The sequence below is a fragment of the Pseudomonas sp. GL_117 genome, from assembly GCF_057835125.1.
In genome coordinates, this window is record NZ_CM174418.1 from 3584686 (window position 1) to 3599084 (window position 14399).

The following is a 14399-nucleotide window of genomic DNA, read 5'->3' on the forward strand; positions in this document are numbered from 1 at the left end:
GCTCCTTATTGAAAATCGGCAAAGGACAGGAACGGCACCGCCGCGCCCTTGGGCACTTGCTGTCCGCGTTCGACAATCACCAGGCCGTCGGCCCAACACGCGGGCGCGAGCATCGCCGAGCTTTGCTGCGGGTGCAGGATGGCGCGCAATTGCCCATCGATGCCGGGGCTCAAGCGCGCACGCAGGTATTGGCGGCGCTTGTTCGGCTTGGCCCAGTCAAACCCGGCCACCACGTTGATCGGCACCGGCAACACCCGCTCGGCACCCTGGGCGCGCAGCAGGAACGGGCGCACCACCACCAACGCGGTGATCAGCGCGGCGGTCGGGTTGCCCGGCAGGCCGATCCACGGTTTGCCCGCGACCTGGCCGAACGCCAAGGGCTTGCCGGGCTGGATCGCCAGGCGCCAGAACTCGACCTTGCCGAGCGCCTGGATCGCCTGCTTGAGGTGGTCCTCCTCGCCCACCGACACACCGCCGGTGGTCAGCAGCAGGTCGCATTCGGAAGACGCCAGCACCAGCGCATCGCGGCTGGCCGCCAGGGCGTCGGCCATCACGCCGTAGTCGTGAACGTCCACGCCCCAACCGCGCAGCAACGCCGCGAGGAGGTGGCGGTTGCTGTTGTAGATCTGCCCGGGTGCGAGCGACTCACCCGGCTCGCGCAATTCATCACCGCTGCTGAGCAGGCACACCCGCAGCGGCCGATAGACCTTGACCCGCGGGATGCCCGCCGCCGCCAGCAGGCCGATCTCCTGGGCACGCAGGCGCTTGCCGGCGCTCAACACCCGTTGCCCGCGTTGCAGCTCTTCGCCGCGCTTGCGCACGTGTTCGCCCAAGCGCACGGGTGGGCACCAGATGCGCTGGCCATACACCCGGCAACGTTCCTGCGGTACCACGCTGTCGGCGCCCACCGGCAACGGCGCACCCGTAAAGATGCGCACCGCCTGCCCGGCCTGCAACGGCACGTCGCTGCTGTGCCCGGCGGCGATGCGCCCGGCCACTTCGAGGTAACCACCCTGCTCCGGCACGTCAAACGCGCGCAAGGCGTAGCCGTCCATGGCGCTGTTGTCCCAGCTTGGGAGGTCGAGGGGTGAAAACACTTCGTCGGCGACGACCCGCCCAAGGGCCTGGGCCAAGGCAATCACTTCAGTGGAAGGCGGCGGCGGCGCCTGTGCCAGCAACTGTTCGATGGCCTCCTCTACCGGCAGCAGGTCGCCGCTGTCACACACGTTCATGAGCGTGCCTCACAGGCCGCGAGCGCCTGGTCGAGTTGTGGCTTGAGGTGCGGCGCGAAATTGCACGGGCCGGTGCGGCTGTCCAGTTGACCGACGAGAATCTGGTCCCAGGCGGTGCGGCACGCGCCCGGCGAACCGGGCATGCAACACACCAGCACACCGTTGCTGAAACCGGCCAGGGCACGCGATTGCAGGGTCGACATGCCGATTTCGGCGAGGGACACCTGGCGAAACAGCTCGCCAAAACCGTCGACCTGTTTGTCCAGCAACGGCAGCACGGCCTGGGGCGTGTTATCTCGAGCGGTGAAGCCGGTGCCGCCGGTCATCAGCACCACTTGCACCTGGGGGTCGGCGATCCACTGCGAGACGCGCGCGCGGATCTGGTAGATGTCATCCATCACGATGCCGCGGTCGATCAGCATGTGGCCAGCGGTTTGCAGGCGGTCCACCAGGGTGTCGCCGGAGGTGTCGGTGTCGTAGGTGCGGGTGTCGCTGATGGTCAGCACCGCGATATTCAGGGAGACAAAACTGCGTTGGTTCAGATGGGCCATGATCCAGGCTCCAGGCGTTGAAAAGATGGTTGCAGCCTGCGCCGCAATGGGCGCAGGGCCTATTCCTCGGAGGAGGTATGCCGTTAGGGGGCCAGGCGCGTGCGTTGCCAGTGGCCGTCGTGCAGGCGGAAGTCGAGGCGGTCATGCAAACGATCCGCACGCCCCTGCCAGAACTCGATGCGCTGCGGTTGCAGGCAATAGCCGCCCCATTGCTCCGGCCGTGGCGGTTGGCGCCCGGCGAAACGCTCGGTGACTTCACGCAGGCGGCCTTCCAGCTCGCTGCGATGGGCCAATGGCTGGCTCTGCGGCGAGGCCCAGGAGCCCAGTTGGTTGGCGGCCGGGCGGGCGTCGAAATAGTCGTCGGACAGTTCGGTGTCGGCCTTCATCACCGGGCCTTCGATGCGCACCTGGCGCTCCAGGCCGGGCCAGAAAAACGTCATGGCGGCGTGGGGGTTGCTCGCCAGTTCCTGGCCCTTGGCGCTCTGGTAATGACCGAAAAAGAAAAACCCTTCGGCGCTGAAGCCCTTGAGCAACAAGATGCGGCAATGGGCGTGGCCGCTGCTGTCGACCGTGGCCAAGGCCATGCTGTTGGCCTCGGCGGGCGGCACTTCCGTCTTGCGCGCCTGGGCCAGCCACTGGCCGAACAGCTCCAGCGGGTCGTCCTGCTCGCAGTCATCACGCAGGCCATAAAGGGTGTAGTTGCGGCGCAATTGCGCAAGGGACAGGGGCATGACGCGGTCCTCCGGAAAGTTCGCCACAGTGTGGGAACTGACGCCGAATGATCCCTTGACCGCGATCAACAATTGGCTGTGGCATGACGCCACAGGCCCTTTACCACAAGGACTTGGCCAGGATCACGATCAGCACCATGTGCCCCAGGATGCTGCGCCGGATCCACAGTGCGCGCTTGGCACTCAGGCGCTTATGGGTCAGCCAGTACGCGAGCAGCAGGTAGTGCCCGATGATGCTCAGCGCCAGGCTGACTTTCAGGCTGAACAACAGCGTAAAACGAGCGGTCCATGGCACGTTCCAGTAGTGCCACGCCAGGCCCAGGCCAGCGCCGTACAGCACCACCACGACCCCGTGCAGCACCCGCCGCGATCGCCGGGCGATCGCCTGGTCCGAGGTGAATTGCGCCGACCAGGCCAACTCTTCCCGGGCGCTGTGCCAGATCACCAGTTCAAAAAACAGCGTGCCGATAAACGCGATGGCCGCCAGCAGATGTACGATCAGCAACAGTGAATACATGGCAGCCTCCTACCCTGGATGCCCGTCGACCCGCGCCTGCCAGAGCATCGGGCCATAACGCCACAAGTACAGCCCCAACCCGACGCACCAGCACGCCCCCGCCAGCCACAGCGCCGCCACCGGCCACACCAGCACCAGCAGCACCCGGCACACACACGCCAGGTTCAGCAGCGCAAACGCCAGGCTCATCCCACCTGGCGGTTGCAGCGAGCGGCCAGTGTGGCCGAGGCTGACCCGCGCGATCATCGCCAGGATCAAGCCCCCCATGGCCCCCACTGTCAGCGCATGCACCGCCAGGCTGGGGTTCAACGGCGCGCCGAAATGCCACAGCGCCATGCCCAGGCAGGCCAGCGCCAGCCAGGCGTACGCCAGGTGCAGCGACCACAAAAGTGGCACCTGCCACAAGCCGCGCGCGTGCCAACGCACCAGGCGCAGCAGATGGCCCACGCCAAGTGCGGCAAACAGCACGCCCAGCCAAAGGCGCGGCGACAGGGCCAGCCCGCTGGCATAGAACAGCGCCACCAGGATCGAGCCGCCCAGCAGCAGATGATCCAGCCACGGCCACGGCTTGACCGCCTCGACCCGGCCCAGGCCGCGCTGGGTGAAAAACGGGATCACGCGGCCGCCGATCAAGCCCATCATCGCCGCCACCAGCCATAGCCCGGTGAGCACCGCCTGGCGTTGCAGGCCGAGGTCATACAGCGACAACCCATCCGCCACGGCCAGCAGCACCAGCACCAGCACAATCGGGTAGTTGCGCCGCTGGCGTACCTGCCACAGCGTCCAGCCCATCACCCCGGCCACCGCCAGCGGAAAGCTCAGTTCCAGCAGCGCCAGCAGCGGCCATGGAATATCCAGCAACCAGCCCAGGCGCGCCGCCAGCCACAAACCCGCCAGCGCCGCCAGGGGCGCACCGCTGAGGCCCGGGCGGCCGGTCCAGGTCTGCACCGCCGTCAGCAGGAACCCGGCGATGATCGCCACGCCAAAGCCAAACAGCAGTTCATGCCGATGCCAGACAAGCCAGCCGCCGGCCGGTTGCCAGTTGCCGGTCATGCCCCCCAGGGCCAGCAGCCACAGGGGAACCGCCAACGCCGCCAACAGGCACGCGCCGAGGAAGAACGGCCGGAAGGCCAGGCGAAACAACGGGGTAATCGACAGTGCCTTGCGCCGATCCAGAACTTGCATGCTGCGGCTCCTCAACTCATTTTCTGTGCCGATGGTGCGCCTGCGCGCGCGTCTTGCCCTTGTCGCAGATCAAGCTGTGCCAAGGGTAGTCGGATTAACCTTGAGCCCCCCTTCCCCCTTTGTGTCCCGAGGTATTGATGGTGCTCCATCGTGTCCATCACCAGATCCTGCGCAGTCACCACCTGTTCGAGCCCATGGACGAGGCCCAACTGACTGAGTTGATGAGCAACAGCCAACTGCTCAATGTCGACAAGGGCGAGCCGCTGTTCCGCCAGGGCGAACCGGCCGATGCGTTTTACTTTGTGATTGCCGGCGCGGTGAAAATCTACCGCCTGACCCCGGACGGCCAGGAGAAGGTGTTCGAGGTGATCGGCGAACGCCAGACGTTCGCCGAAGCGATGATGCTGATGGACACGCCCAACTATGTGGCGTGCGCCGAAGCGGTGTGCCCGAGCCAGGTGTATCGGCTGTCCAACGCCACCTACATGCGCCTGTTGCACAGCAACAGCCGCCTGACCTTCGCCCTGCTCGGCACGTTGTGCGTGCGCCTGCACCAGCGGGTCAACGAGATCGAGACACTGTCGCTGAAGAACGCCACCCACCGCGTGGTGCGCTACCTGCTCACACAACTGGTGCGCCAGCAGAACACCGAAACACGCTTCGAACTGCCCATGGCCAAGCAGTTGATCGCCGGGCACCTGTCGATCCAGCCGGAGACGTTCTCGCGGATTATCCGGCGCCTGATCGACGAAAAGATCATCACCCAGGACGGTCGTCATATCGCCATTCTCGACCGCCCGCGCCTGGAGCAATTCGAGTGAAGACCTGCCTGTACTGCCAGCGGCGCAACCCCGAAGCACGCGTCACCTGCGCACACTGCGCCATGCCGCTGCCGGCGTCCGAGGCCAGCAAACAGGCCCTGCGGCTGAGCCGCTTTCAGTGGTTCTGCGTGGGCCTGGCGCTGTTTTGCATCGCAATGTTCTTCTGGCTCCCCCGGGATATTTACTGACCCTCGGTCAACTGCCGGTACAGCTGCGGTAGCCGCTGCGGCAACTGCTGTGGCTGGCGGATCAGGGTGAAGCCGTTCGCGCCGAACATGTACGGCAGGTAGTCACCGGCCTGCTTGTCGATGGTGATGCAGAACGGGATCAAGCCCTGGCGCCGCGCTTCGAGCACCGCCTGGCGGGTGTCTTCCACGCCATAGCGGCCCTCGTACAGATCCAGGTCGTTGGGCTTGCCATCGGTGAGCAGCAACAACAGTTTGCGCCGCTGTGGGCAGGCCCCCAGCAGCCGGGTGGCCTGGCGGATCGCGGCGCCCATGCGCGTGTAGTAACCCGGCTTGAGCGCCTGGATCGCACCGCGGGTGTGGTCGTCATAGGGTTGCTGGAAGGACTTGAGCACCTGCATGCGCACCTGCTGGCGACGCAGGGACGAAAACCCGTACAGCGCAAAGCGGTCCCCCGCGCCGGCCAGGCTTTCGCCGAACAGCAGCAGGCTGTCGCGGATCACGTCGATGACCTTTTGGCTATCGTTCAGGTGCGCATCGGTGGACATCGACAGGTCGGCCAACAGCAGGCAGGCGAGGTCGCGGTGGCTGTGACGTTGCTCCATGAACAAGCCGCGCTCGGCGCAGGCGCCGTGCTGGCGTTGCACATGAAAATCCAGCCAGGCGTGCAGGTCGAGTTCGCTGCCCTGGGGTTGCTGGCGCTGCCATTGGCGGTCGGTGCGCAGGTGCTGGAACTGGCGGCGCAAGCGCCGGGCCTCGGCATGCAGGCGCACGGGCAAGGGTTGCGGTGGCGCGTCGCGTAGCTGCATCAGTTGCAGGTTGACGAAGGCGTCCTGCAGGCGCTGCTGGCGGTAGTCCCACTCCGGCAGCTTGATCCCTGCGCCGAGGGGGATGTCATCAACGTCGGCGGGCGGCAGGTCGAGGTGCAGTTTCAGCCCGCCACTTTTGCGCACACGCTGGCGTGACAGGCTCAGTTGGTCGAGGTCTTCGGCCACGCGGGCGGCGTCGGGGTCGTCGCTGTCGTCGCTCCAGCGGTCGAGGTCGACGTGTTCGGTCCAACTGAACAGGTTTTCCAGGCGTACCACCAGCAGGCCGCCGTCGCGGCTCTGATCATCCAGACGCGTGGCGCGCTTGGGCGCGCCGTGTTGTTCACTGGGCGCTGCTGACAGATCGTCGCCGGTGTCGTCGAGGTCGGCGCTTTGCGGCGTGTCGAGGTGCAGCGGCGGGTACAACCACAACGGCAACGGCCACGGCGCGCGCTCGCTGCGTGGCAGATGGCGCACACTGCCGGGCTCGCGCAGGGCCTTGCGCAGGGCTTTTTCCAGCGCCGCTTCGTCGGGGCGCAGGCTGGCGGGGTCGGGGCGCAGGGCGATGTGTGCATCCACCAGGCGCCGGTAGCTGGGGCCCATGGCGGGATAGCGTTGCAGCAGCAGCCAGGTCCAGCGCTGGTTGTCTCGCGCCCAGTGGGTCATCGGGCCGGACTGTGCGGCAAGCAGGGCCAACCAGCGGTAAAGCTCCAGGTTGAGGCTGGCGTGGGGGAACACCGCCAGGCGGGACGGCAGGCGCAAACGGTTGCCGTCGCAGGACGCCAGCGGTGCCTGTTTGCAAGTGCCGGCAATACGCATCAACAGGTTACGGCGCAGCAGCAGGTCGCGGTCGCCGGCGGCTTCCAGGGCGATGCCACCGGCGCCGCCGAGGGCGCGAAATAGCAGCGCCAGGCTGCGTTGGCGGTCGCTCAAGTGGACCTGCGCCGCGGGGAAATCCACGCTGGCGCGACGGGTGATAAAGCGGTGCCAGGCGCTGCCGACCCACTCTTCCAGTTCCAGGGTAAAAGCCATGGGCATTGCTCCAAACGTAAAACGGCCCGCTGAATCAGCCGGGCCGCCCTCTTGGGGATTAACGATCAATGCACAATCGGCACCGGTTCACCGGCCACCGCGCGGCGTTGCCGGAAGCTGTACAGGTAGCAGAGCAGTCCGAGCAGGAACACCACGCCGCTGGCCAACCGCGCCCAGAACAACCCGTGCAGATGTTCAGTGGTGGCCATGAACGGCAGCGCCACACCGTCCACCGGCCAGCGTTGCAGCCACACCTGTACGGCGCCGGCGGCGGTGAGGAACAGGGTGATCATCACCATCGACAGCACCATCAGCCAGAAGCCCCAGACCTCGATGGTCTGCGAGCGGGCGTCCGGCGCTTCGCCGAGGCCACGCAGGCGCGGCATGGCGTAGCTGATCAGGGTCATCACGATCATGGCGTAGGCGCCGAAGAACGCCAGGTGACCGTGGGCCGCGGTGAGTTGGGTGCCGTGGGTGTAGAAGTTGACCGGGGCCAAGGTGTGCAGGAACCCCCAGACCCCGGCGCCGAAGAACGCTGTCACCGTGGTGCCCTTGGCCCACAACGTTGCGGCACGGTTGGGGTGCTGGCGCCGGCGGCGTTTGACCATGGTGAAGGCGAACATCACCATCGCCAGGAACGGCAGCGGTTCCAGTGCCGAGAAGATCGAACCGACCCACAGCCACACCTGCGGCGCGCCGATCCAGAAGAAGTGGTGCCCGGTGCCGATGATCCCGGTGATCAAGGCCATGGCGATGATCACGTACAGCCATTTTTCCACCACCTCACGGTCGACGCCGGTGACCTTGATCAGCACGAACGCGAGCATCGAGCCCATGATCAATTCCCACACACCTTCGACCCACAGGTGCACCACCCACCACCAGTAGAACTTGTCCCGCGCCAGGTTGCCAGGGTTGTAGAAAGAGAAGAGGAAGAACACCGCCAGGCCGATCAGCCCGGTCATCATCACCATACTGACCGTGGTCTTGCGGCCCTTGAGCAGGGTCATGCCGATGTTGTAGAGAAAGCCCAGGCATACCACGACGATGCCCATCTTGGTGATGGTCGGTTGCTCCAGGAACTCACGGCCCATGGTTGGCAGCAGTTCGTTGTGGGTCAGCTTGGCCAGCGCCGCGTAGGGCACCAACAGGTAGCCAAGGATGGTCAACACCCCGGCCACGGCAAACACCCAGAACAACAGGATCGCCAGTTTCGGACTGTGCAGCTCGCGGTCCGCTTCCTCGGGCACCAGGTAATACGCGGCGCCCATGAAGCCGAACAGCAGCCATACGATCAACAGGTTGGTGTGGACCATCCGTGCCACGTTGAACGGGATCAGCGGGAACAGGAAGTCGCCCACCACGTATTGCAGGCCCATGATCAGACCGAACAGCACCTGGCCGACAAACAGCATCAGGGCAAACACAAAGTAGGGTTTGGCCACGGCCTGGGATTGGAATTTCAGATAGGGATTGACGCTGCGCATGGCTCAGCCCTCCTTGTTCGGTGGCCAGTTATTGGTGTCGATCTTCGAGCTCCATTTGAGGAACTCGGCCAGATCACCCACCTCCTGGTCACTGAGATTGAATTGCGGCATGGCCCGGCGCCCGGGCACACCCAGGGGTTGCATCTTCATCCAGGCGTGCAGGAACGGCTTGAACCCTTCTTCACCGCCCCGGCGCTGGAACACATTGCCCAACTCCGGCGCAAAGTACGCGCCCTCGCCCAACAGGGTGTGGCAGCCGACGCAGTTATTGCGCTCCCACACGCCCTTGCCGCGCACCACCGCTTCGGTGAGCTGGTCGACGTTGCTGCGAGTGGGAAAGGTCTGTTCGGTGTGGTAGGTCAGGGCCAGGAAAATCAGGAAGAAGAACACGCTTCCTCCGAAGTAGATATTCCTGGCCATGCCCTTGGTGAAGGTCTCTGACATGGTCGTCTTCCTCATGGCTTGGCGGGGGCCATGATAGGAAGGCGGGGTGTGAAAAGTGATTGATGGCGATCAAGAAGTGCGGATTGTGGAGGGGCCTGGCCCTCCCACATTTAAGTCAACATCAATCCTGCTGCTGTCATGGTCAGCGCAGCGAGGTGAGTGATGGCACACGGGATGATGATCCAGCGTTTTAATTGCCCCGGCACACTTGCAACTTCATCAAGATCCACGAGCCTTCGCCAGTAGAACACTTTAGGCATCACCAACACATACGCCATCAGATTCAACCGCAAAGGCTTCCCATCGAGAGGCAAGCTGCGAAACAAGTGCTTGCAGGAAACTATGAATACGCTGTGAGGCAAGTAACCTTCTGCTGCTTCAAGCTTGGTGAACATACTGTAATAGAGCAGAGGAAGGCTAAGTATCATGACCACTCCTGCGCCCATGCCTATGAACTCAAGATTCATCGTTCACTCCGGGAGCTTTCATAGAGATAAGTGCCCACGTGCTCTCCAAGCTTATTGCCCTGCGTACCTCCTAATAGCCCACCGGCCGTACCTCCGACAATTGCACAAGCCAGAGCTCCAGTACCCGCTGTAGGTATACCGAACACCGCAGCACAAGCGATCACCGCTGTCGATGCGCCCAGGTAGCCCATACGAGCCGCCCCAGCCACCCCAAACACCAGCTTTCCACCCTCGACATAAGCTTGGCTGCTTCAGTGGTGCACGACGCCGTGCGACTATCGCCGATGATCACCCGTTGCCCAGGCAGCACCACGGTATTGCGCAGACGTTGGTTGAGAGTCTCGAATTTTGCCTGGCTATGCGGATCAAGCGCCAAACTGAGTTTGAGCAATGGGTAGGGTTGCGGTCGTTCATTGATAAATGCGTAGGGTCCTTGCATCGCATGCACCTCCAAGACTGTGGCGCACGACTATAGGAAAGCACCGCAGAAGGAGTAAGGCAGCGTCCGGGGCGTAACTCATGTTTCGGAAATGAACTACAAATGACCAGGCAATTACCTACCAAAACCTGCCACTGGTCACTGTAGTGAGCGGGCTTGCCCCGCGCCGGGTGGCGAAGCCGCCCCAAACGGTCCGCGGTGGTGTTTCAGGAGGACCGAGGTGCCTGGATCTGGGGCGGCTGCGCCACCCAGCGCGGGGCAAGCCCGCTCACTACAGTGGCCTGTTTGTCAGAGCGTTTTGTGCTGACCCCATCCTACATTTTGATTGCTATACACCCGCCGGCATCAGGTATTTATGAGTGTTGTGCCTTATAAATAAAGAGCTAACCCAGTGGCGGTCATGACCGCTCCAGAAAGGTTGAGCACCAGGCAGGGCGCGATGATCCAGATTTTTAATCTGCGTGGGATTCTTGCCACCTCATCAAGATCCACAAGCCTTCGCCAGTAAAAGACTTTCGGCACGATCAACACATAGGCCAGCAGCATTAATCGCATGGCCTTCCCCTCAAAAGGTTGAGCGCGAAATAGATACTTGTTTGAGACGATGAAAACGCTATGGGGCAAATAGTTTTCCGCTGTTTCCAGCTTGGTAAGCATGCTGTAAGCGATCCCTGGAAAACTAAGTATCATGATCAGCGCAGCAACTATGCCGACTAGTTCCCAGTCCATTTAATTCCCCGCGCTTTCGTAAAGGCAAACACCCACATTTTCCCCAAAGCGGTTTCCGTACCCACTCTGTGGCGCACGACTATAGGAAGGCACCGCAGAAGGAGTAAGGCAGCGTCCGGGGCGTAACTCGTGTTTCGGAAATGAACTACAAATGACCAGGCAATTGCCTACCAAAACCTGCCACTGGTCACTGTAGTGAGCGGGCTTGCCCCGCGCTGGGTGGCGAAGCCGCCCCAAATCCCGGCGCCTCGGTATTCCTGAAACACCGCGGCGGACTGTTTGGGGCGGCTTCGCCACCCAGCGCGGGGCAAAAAGGCGCGGTCAGAAGATTGCGCCGACAAGCAGCGCCAGCACCACGGTCCATCCCAACAGCATCAGCCGCCACCCCCAGGGTGCATGCCGCAATTCCATGAACCCGTCCGCAATCAGCCACGCCTTCGAGACCGCCAACAGCAGCACCGCCCACCACACGCCTGCAGCGCCCGCCAGCACCGTCCCGGCACTCAGCGACACCAACACCGCCCAACACACCAGCAACCCCTGCGACGTGCTCATCGATCCTTCATCCCATCACATACACCACCGGAAACAACACCACCCACACCAGGTCGACCATGTGCCAATACAACACGCCCGACTCCACCCCGCTTATCGCCACCCTTCCCCGCCAGCATCCCACCGCCAGCCACCCGAGGATTACCATGCCCAGCAGCACATGCAGGAAATGAAACCCCGTCAATACCCAGTACAAAGTGAAGAACCGGCTGTATTCCAAGCCCAGCCCAACCCCCGCCAGGTGGGCGTATTCCTCCAGCTTGATGCCCACGTAAATCAACGCTGCCAACAACGCCGCGCAAAACCACCCGGCACCGCGCCGCGATGGCTGCCCACGCACTTGTTGCAACCCCAGCGCGGCGCACAATCCAGCGGTCAGCAGGCTCACGGTCATCGCCAGCCCGGTGGAGCTGTCCAGCTGGCTGCGGCCCAGGGCAAACACTTCGGGTTCAAGGCGCTGCGTCACGGCAAACGTCAGGATCAAAATCGCAAACACCGTCAACTCGGCGAGGATGAAAAACCACATCGCCAAGTCGCCCGGCAGGCGCCGTGATTCAAGCAAAGTGCACGTCCACCACGTCCATCAGCGCCGCGACGGTATGCGGGTCGTCGCTCAAGGCCTGGGCCAGGCAGGCCAGGCAGGCTTCACGCGGTGGCATGCCGGCGGCGATCAGGCGGGCGGTGAAGATCAGCAGGCGCGTGGAGGCGACTTCCTCCAGGTCGTGTTGATCGAGACGCCGCAACGCCTGGCCCAGGCGCACCACTTCGGCGGCCAGCGCACTGTCCACCTGGGCCTCCTGGGCGACGATACGCGCTTCATCGGCTGGCGCCGGATAGTCGAAGCGCATCGCCACGAAACGCTGGCGGGTGCTGGGTTTCATACCCTTGAGCAGGTTCTGGTAGCCGGGGTTGTACGACACCACCAGCATGAACGACGGCGGCGCCTTGACCACTTCGCCGGTGCGTTCCAGATACAGCTCGCGGCGGTCGTCGGCCACCGGGTGCAGAACCACAGTGGTGTCCTGGCGCGCCTCGACCACTTCATCGAGGTAGCAGATGCCACCTTCGCGCACCGCACGGGTCAGCGGGCCGTCCTGCCACCAGGTGCCTTGGGCGCCGATCAGGTGGCGGCCGACCAGGTCGGCGGCGCTTAGATCGTCGTGGCAGGCCACGGTGTACAGCGGCAACTGCAAGCGGTGCGCCATGTGCTGCACAAAGCGGGTTTTGCCGCAGCCGGTCGGGCCTTTGATCAGCACCGGCATGCGGTGGCGCCAGGCATGCTCGAACAGCAGGCATTCATTGTCGACGGGTTGGTAGAAAGGTTCGCTCATGACACAGGTCCACAGCTGATTTGCGGCCACGCTAAGGGCGCCTGCGACAACCTGGCAAGCGCTACCCAAAGCAAACTTGATCGCCGTCAAGCGAGCATTCCAACACCTCGCCATAGTCTGGCCAGGCACTAAGAACCTGCGCCCGCACCCCGTTGCGCGGCACCGCAAAGGTCTCGCCTGAGGAGTAAATGGAATGCTGACTCGCAACAGAACCACCTTCACCTTGAGCCTCGCCAGCCTGAGCTGCGCACTGGCCCTCGCCCTGCCCTTGAACGCCCATGGCGCGGTCACGCCTGCCGTGGTGAAAACCGCCGGCGCGCCGGACATGAGCCAGGCCGACTTCGACACCTCCAAGCAGATTTACTTCGAACGCTGCGCCGGTTGCCACGGTGTGCTGCGCAAGGGCGCCACCGGCAAACCGCTGACCCCGGACATCACCCAGTCCCGTGGCCAGGCCTACCTCGAAGCGTTGATCACCTACGGCTCCCCCGCCGGCATGCCGAACTGGGGCACCTCCAATGCGCTGACCAAGGCGCAGATCAGCAGCATGGCCAGCTTTATCCAGCACACCGCGCCCACCCCGCCGGAATGGGGCATGGCCGAGACGCTCAAGACCTGGAAAGTCCTGGTCAAACCTGAAGACCGGCCCAAGCACCAGCTGAATAAACTCAACCTGGAAAACCTGTTCTCCGTAACCCTGCGCGACGACGGCAAGATCGCCCTGATCGACGGCGACACCAAGCAGATCGTCAAGCTGATCGACACCGGCTATGCCGTGCACATCTCACGCATCTCCGCCTCGGGCCGCTACCTGCTGGTGATCGGCCGCGACGCCAAGATCGACATGATCGACCTGTGGCCCGCCGAGCCGACCAAGGTCGCCGAGATCAAAGTGGGCATCGAAGCGCGTTCGGTGGAGACCTCCAAGTTCAAGGGCTTCGAGGACAAGTACACCATCGCCGGTTCCTACTGGCCGCCGCAGTTCACCATCATGGACGGCGAAACCCTGGAGCCCAAGCAGATCGTCTCGACCCGTGGCATGACCGTCGACAAGCAGGAGTACCACCCCGAACCGCGGGTGGCGGCAATCATTGCGTCCCACGAATGGCCGGAGTTCATCGTCAACGTCAAGGAAACCGGCAAGGTCATGCTGGTCAATTACCAGGACATCAAGAACCTCACCATCACCACCATCGACGCCGCGCCGTTCCTGCATGACGGCGGTTGGGACAGTACCCACCGCTACTTCCTCACGGCAGCCAACAACTCGAACAAGGTCGCGGTGATCGACTCCAAGCAGCGCACCCTCACCGCCCTGGTCGACGTCGGCAAGACCCCACACCCCGGGCGTGGCGCCAACTTCGTGCACCCGCAATACGGCCCGGTGTGGGCCACCAGTCACTTGGGCGACGGCGGGATTTCGGTGATCGGCACCGACCCGGTCAAGCACGCGCAATACGCCTGGAAACAAGTGGCATCGCTCAGCGGCCAGGGTGGTGGTTCGCTGTTTATCAAGACCCACCCCAACTCCCACCACCTGTATGTCGACACCACCCTCAACCCCGACGCCAAGCTGAGCCAGTCGGTCGCCGTGTTCGACATCAACAACCTCGACAAAGGCTACAGCGTGCTGCCGATTGCCGAGTACTCGGGGATCAAGCAAGGCGCGTTGCGCGTGGTGCAACCGGAATACAACAAGGCCGGTGACGAGGTGTGGTTCTCGGTGTGGAACGGCCAGACCGAGGAATCGGCGCTGGTGGTGATCGACGACAAGACCTTGAAGCTCAAACACGTGATCAAGGACAAGCGCCTGATCACACCCACCGGCAAGTTCAACGTGTTCAACACCCAACACGACATTTATTGAGCCTGATCAACAAGGGAATC

17 protein-coding genes are annotated in these 14399 nt (G+C 63.4%); 3 read left to right on the forward strand and 14 right to left on the reverse strand.

Features of this window, described 5'->3' with window-relative positions; all coding sequences use genetic code 11:
* Window positions 1-5: 5 nt before the first annotated feature.
* The 5 genes from AC3ISR_RS16070 to AC3ISR_RS16090 all read right to left on the reverse strand — a co-directional run bounded on the left by AC3ISR_RS16070 (window position 6) and on the right by AC3ISR_RS16090 (window position 4216).
* Complete coding sequence (locus AC3ISR_RS16070) at window positions 6-1232, reverse strand: molybdopterin molybdotransferase MoeA (protein ID WP_192300748.1); 1227 nt, start codon at window positions 1230-1232, stop codon at window positions 6-8.
* On the reverse strand, window positions 1229-1783 hold the full coding sequence (gene moaB / locus AC3ISR_RS16075; protein WP_192300749.1) for a molybdenum cofactor biosynthesis protein B: 555 nt from the start codon (window positions 1781-1783) through the stop codon (window positions 1229-1231). The genes AC3ISR_RS16070 and moaB overlap by 4 nt, the downstream gene beginning before the upstream one ends.
* Before the next feature lie 83 nt (window positions 1784-1866).
* Window positions 1867-2514, reverse strand: a complete 648-nt coding sequence (gene pdxH / locus AC3ISR_RS16080) for a pyridoxamine 5'-phosphate oxidase (protein WP_192300750.1) — start codon at window positions 2512-2514, stop codon at window positions 1867-1869.
* Between the two features lie 100 nt (window positions 2515-2614).
* The gene (locus tag AC3ISR_RS16085; protein ID WP_192300751.1) at window positions 2615-3031 is read right to left on the reverse strand and encodes a hypothetical protein; all 417 of its coding nucleotides are present in this window, start codon (window positions 3029-3031) and stop codon (window positions 2615-2617) included.
* A gap of 9 nt (window positions 3032-3040) precedes the next feature.
* On the reverse strand, window positions 3041-4216 hold the full coding sequence (locus AC3ISR_RS16090; RefSeq protein ID WP_192300752.1) for an NnrS family protein: 1176 nt from the start codon (window positions 4214-4216) through the stop codon (window positions 3041-3043).
* Between the two features lie 137 nt (window positions 4217-4353).
* Here AC3ISR_RS16090 and AC3ISR_RS16095 point away from each other — a divergent pair, with 137 nt between their 5' ends.
* Together AC3ISR_RS16095 and AC3ISR_RS16100 are read left to right on the forward strand one after the other, a co-directional pair.
* Window positions 4354-5037, forward strand: a complete 684-nt coding sequence (locus AC3ISR_RS16095; protein WP_192300753.1) for a Crp/Fnr family transcriptional regulator — start codon at window positions 4354-4356, stop codon at window positions 5035-5037.
* On the forward strand, window positions 5034-5225 hold the full coding sequence (locus AC3ISR_RS16100) for a protein DnrP (RefSeq protein ID WP_192300754.1): 192 nt from the start codon (window positions 5034-5036) through the stop codon (window positions 5223-5225). The genes AC3ISR_RS16095 and AC3ISR_RS16100 overlap by 4 nt, the downstream gene beginning before the upstream one ends.
* On the opposite strand, the gene AC3ISR_RS16105 is transcribed toward AC3ISR_RS16100, so the two are convergent.
* From AC3ISR_RS16105 to AC3ISR_RS16145, 9 genes are all read right to left on the reverse strand, one after another.
* On the reverse strand, window positions 5219-7060 hold the full coding sequence (locus tag AC3ISR_RS16105) for a nitric oxide reductase activation protein NorD (protein WP_463984860.1): 1842 nt from the start codon (window positions 7058-7060) through the stop codon (window positions 5219-5221). The two genes, AC3ISR_RS16100 and AC3ISR_RS16105, sit on opposite strands and share 7 nt — an antisense overlap.
* Window positions 7061-7125: 65 nt before the next feature.
* The gene (locus tag AC3ISR_RS16110; protein WP_226457525.1) at window positions 7126-8547 is read right to left on the reverse strand and encodes a cbb3-type cytochrome c oxidase subunit I; all 1422 of its coding nucleotides are present in this window, start codon (window positions 8545-8547) and stop codon (window positions 7126-7128) included.
* A gap of 3 nt (window positions 8548-8550) precedes the next feature.
* A complete protein-coding gene (locus AC3ISR_RS16115; protein WP_192300757.1) occupies window positions 8551-8991 on the reverse strand; it encodes a c-type cytochrome in 441 nt (146 codons plus the stop codon).
* A gap of 110 nt (window positions 8992-9101) precedes the next feature.
* A complete protein-coding gene (locus AC3ISR_RS16120) occupies window positions 9102-9458 on the reverse strand; it encodes a hypothetical protein (RefSeq protein ID WP_192300758.1) in 357 nt (118 codons plus the stop codon).
* Window positions 9459-9618: 160 nt separating this feature from the next.
* Window positions 9619-9897: a hypothetical protein gene (locus tag AC3ISR_RS16125; RefSeq protein WP_463984859.1), complete on the reverse strand. Its 279-nt coding sequence runs from the start codon at window positions 9895-9897 to the stop codon at window positions 9619-9621.
* 369 nt (window positions 9898-10266) lie between these two features.
* Window positions 10267-10626: a hypothetical protein gene (locus AC3ISR_RS16130; RefSeq protein ID WP_192300759.1), complete on the reverse strand. Its 360-nt coding sequence runs from the start codon at window positions 10624-10626 to the stop codon at window positions 10267-10269.
* 321 nt (window positions 10627-10947) lie between these two features.
* Window positions 10948-11181 carry a cytochrome C oxidase subunit IV family protein gene (locus tag AC3ISR_RS16135; protein WP_192300760.1) on the reverse strand — a complete coding sequence of 78 codons (234 nt, stop codon included), beginning with the start codon at window positions 11179-11181 and terminating at the stop codon, window positions 10948-10950.
* A 7-nt stretch (window positions 11182-11188) separates the two neighbouring features.
* On the reverse strand, window positions 11189-11707 hold the full coding sequence (locus AC3ISR_RS16140; protein WP_192300804.1) for a cytochrome c oxidase subunit 3: 519 nt from the start codon (window positions 11705-11707) through the stop codon (window positions 11189-11191).
* Between the two features lie 28 nt (window positions 11708-11735).
* Entirely contained in the window at window positions 11736-12512 is a 777-nt protein-coding gene (locus tag AC3ISR_RS16145) for a CbbQ/NirQ/NorQ/GpvN family protein (protein WP_192300761.1), read from the reverse strand.
* A gap of 193 nt (window positions 12513-12705) precedes the next feature.
* Here AC3ISR_RS16145 and nirS point away from each other — a divergent pair, with 193 nt between their 5' ends.
* Window positions 12706-14379, forward strand: coding sequence for a nitrite reductase (gene nirS / locus AC3ISR_RS16150; protein WP_192300762.1), 1674 nt, complete (start codon window positions 12706-12708; stop codon window positions 14377-14379).
* The last annotated feature ends 20 nt before the right edge of the window (window positions 14380-14399 follow it).

Coding starts and splice junctions, on each gene's coding strand:
- AC3ISR_RS16070 (WP_192300748.1), bottom strand. CDS start 1,232: ATGAACGTGTGTGACAGCGGCGACCTGCTGCCGGTAGAGGAGGCCATC.
- moaB (WP_192300749.1), bottom strand. CDS start 1,783: ATGGCCCATCTGAACCAACGCAGTTTTGTCTCCCTGAATATCGCGGTG.
- pdxH (WP_192300750.1), bottom strand. CDS start 2,514: ATGCCCCTGTCCCTTGCGCAATTGCGCCGCAACTACACCCTTTATGGC.
- AC3ISR_RS16085 (WP_192300751.1), bottom strand. CDS start 3,031: ATGTATTCACTGTTGCTGATCGTACATCTGCTGGCGGCCATCGCGTTT.
- AC3ISR_RS16090 (WP_192300752.1), bottom strand. CDS start 4,216: ATGCAAGTTCTGGATCGGCGCAAGGCACTGTCGATTACCCCGTTGTTT.
- AC3ISR_RS16095 (WP_192300753.1), top strand. CDS start 4,354: ATGGTGCTCCATCGTGTCCATCACCAGATCCTGCGCAGTCACCACCTG.
- AC3ISR_RS16105 (WP_463984860.1), bottom strand. CDS start 7,060: ATGGCTTTTACCCTGGAACTGGAAGAGTGGGTCGGCAGCGCCTGGCAC.
- AC3ISR_RS16110 (WP_226457525.1), bottom strand. CDS start 8,547: ATGCGCAGCGTCAATCCCTATCTGAAATTCCAATCCCAGGCCGTGGCC.
- AC3ISR_RS16115 (WP_192300757.1), bottom strand. CDS start 8,991: ATGTCAGAGACCTTCACCAAGGGCATGGCCAGGAATATCTACTTCGGA.
- AC3ISR_RS16120 (WP_192300758.1), bottom strand. CDS start 9,458: ATGAATCTTGAGTTCATAGGCATGGGCGCAGGAGTGGTCATGATACTT.
- AC3ISR_RS16125 (WP_463984859.1), bottom strand. CDS start 9,897: ATGCAAGGACCCTACGCATTTATCAATGAACGACCGCAACCCTACCCA.
- AC3ISR_RS16130 (WP_192300759.1), bottom strand. CDS start 10,626: ATGGACTGGGAACTAGTCGGCATAGTTGCTGCGCTGATCATGATACTT.
- AC3ISR_RS16135 (WP_192300760.1), bottom strand. CDS start 11,181: ATGAGCACGTCGCAGGGGTTGCTGGTGTGTTGGGCGGTGTTGGTGTCG.
- AC3ISR_RS16140 (WP_192300804.1), bottom strand. CDS start 11,707: ATGTGGTTTTTCATCCTCGCCGAGTTGACGGTGTTTGCGATTTTGATC.
- AC3ISR_RS16145 (WP_192300761.1), bottom strand. CDS start 12,512: ATGAGCGAACCTTTCTACCAACCCGTCGACAATGAATGCCTGCTGTTC.
- nirS (WP_192300762.1), top strand. CDS start 12,706: ATGCTGACTCGCAACAGAACCACCTTCACCTTGAGCCTCGCCAGCCTG.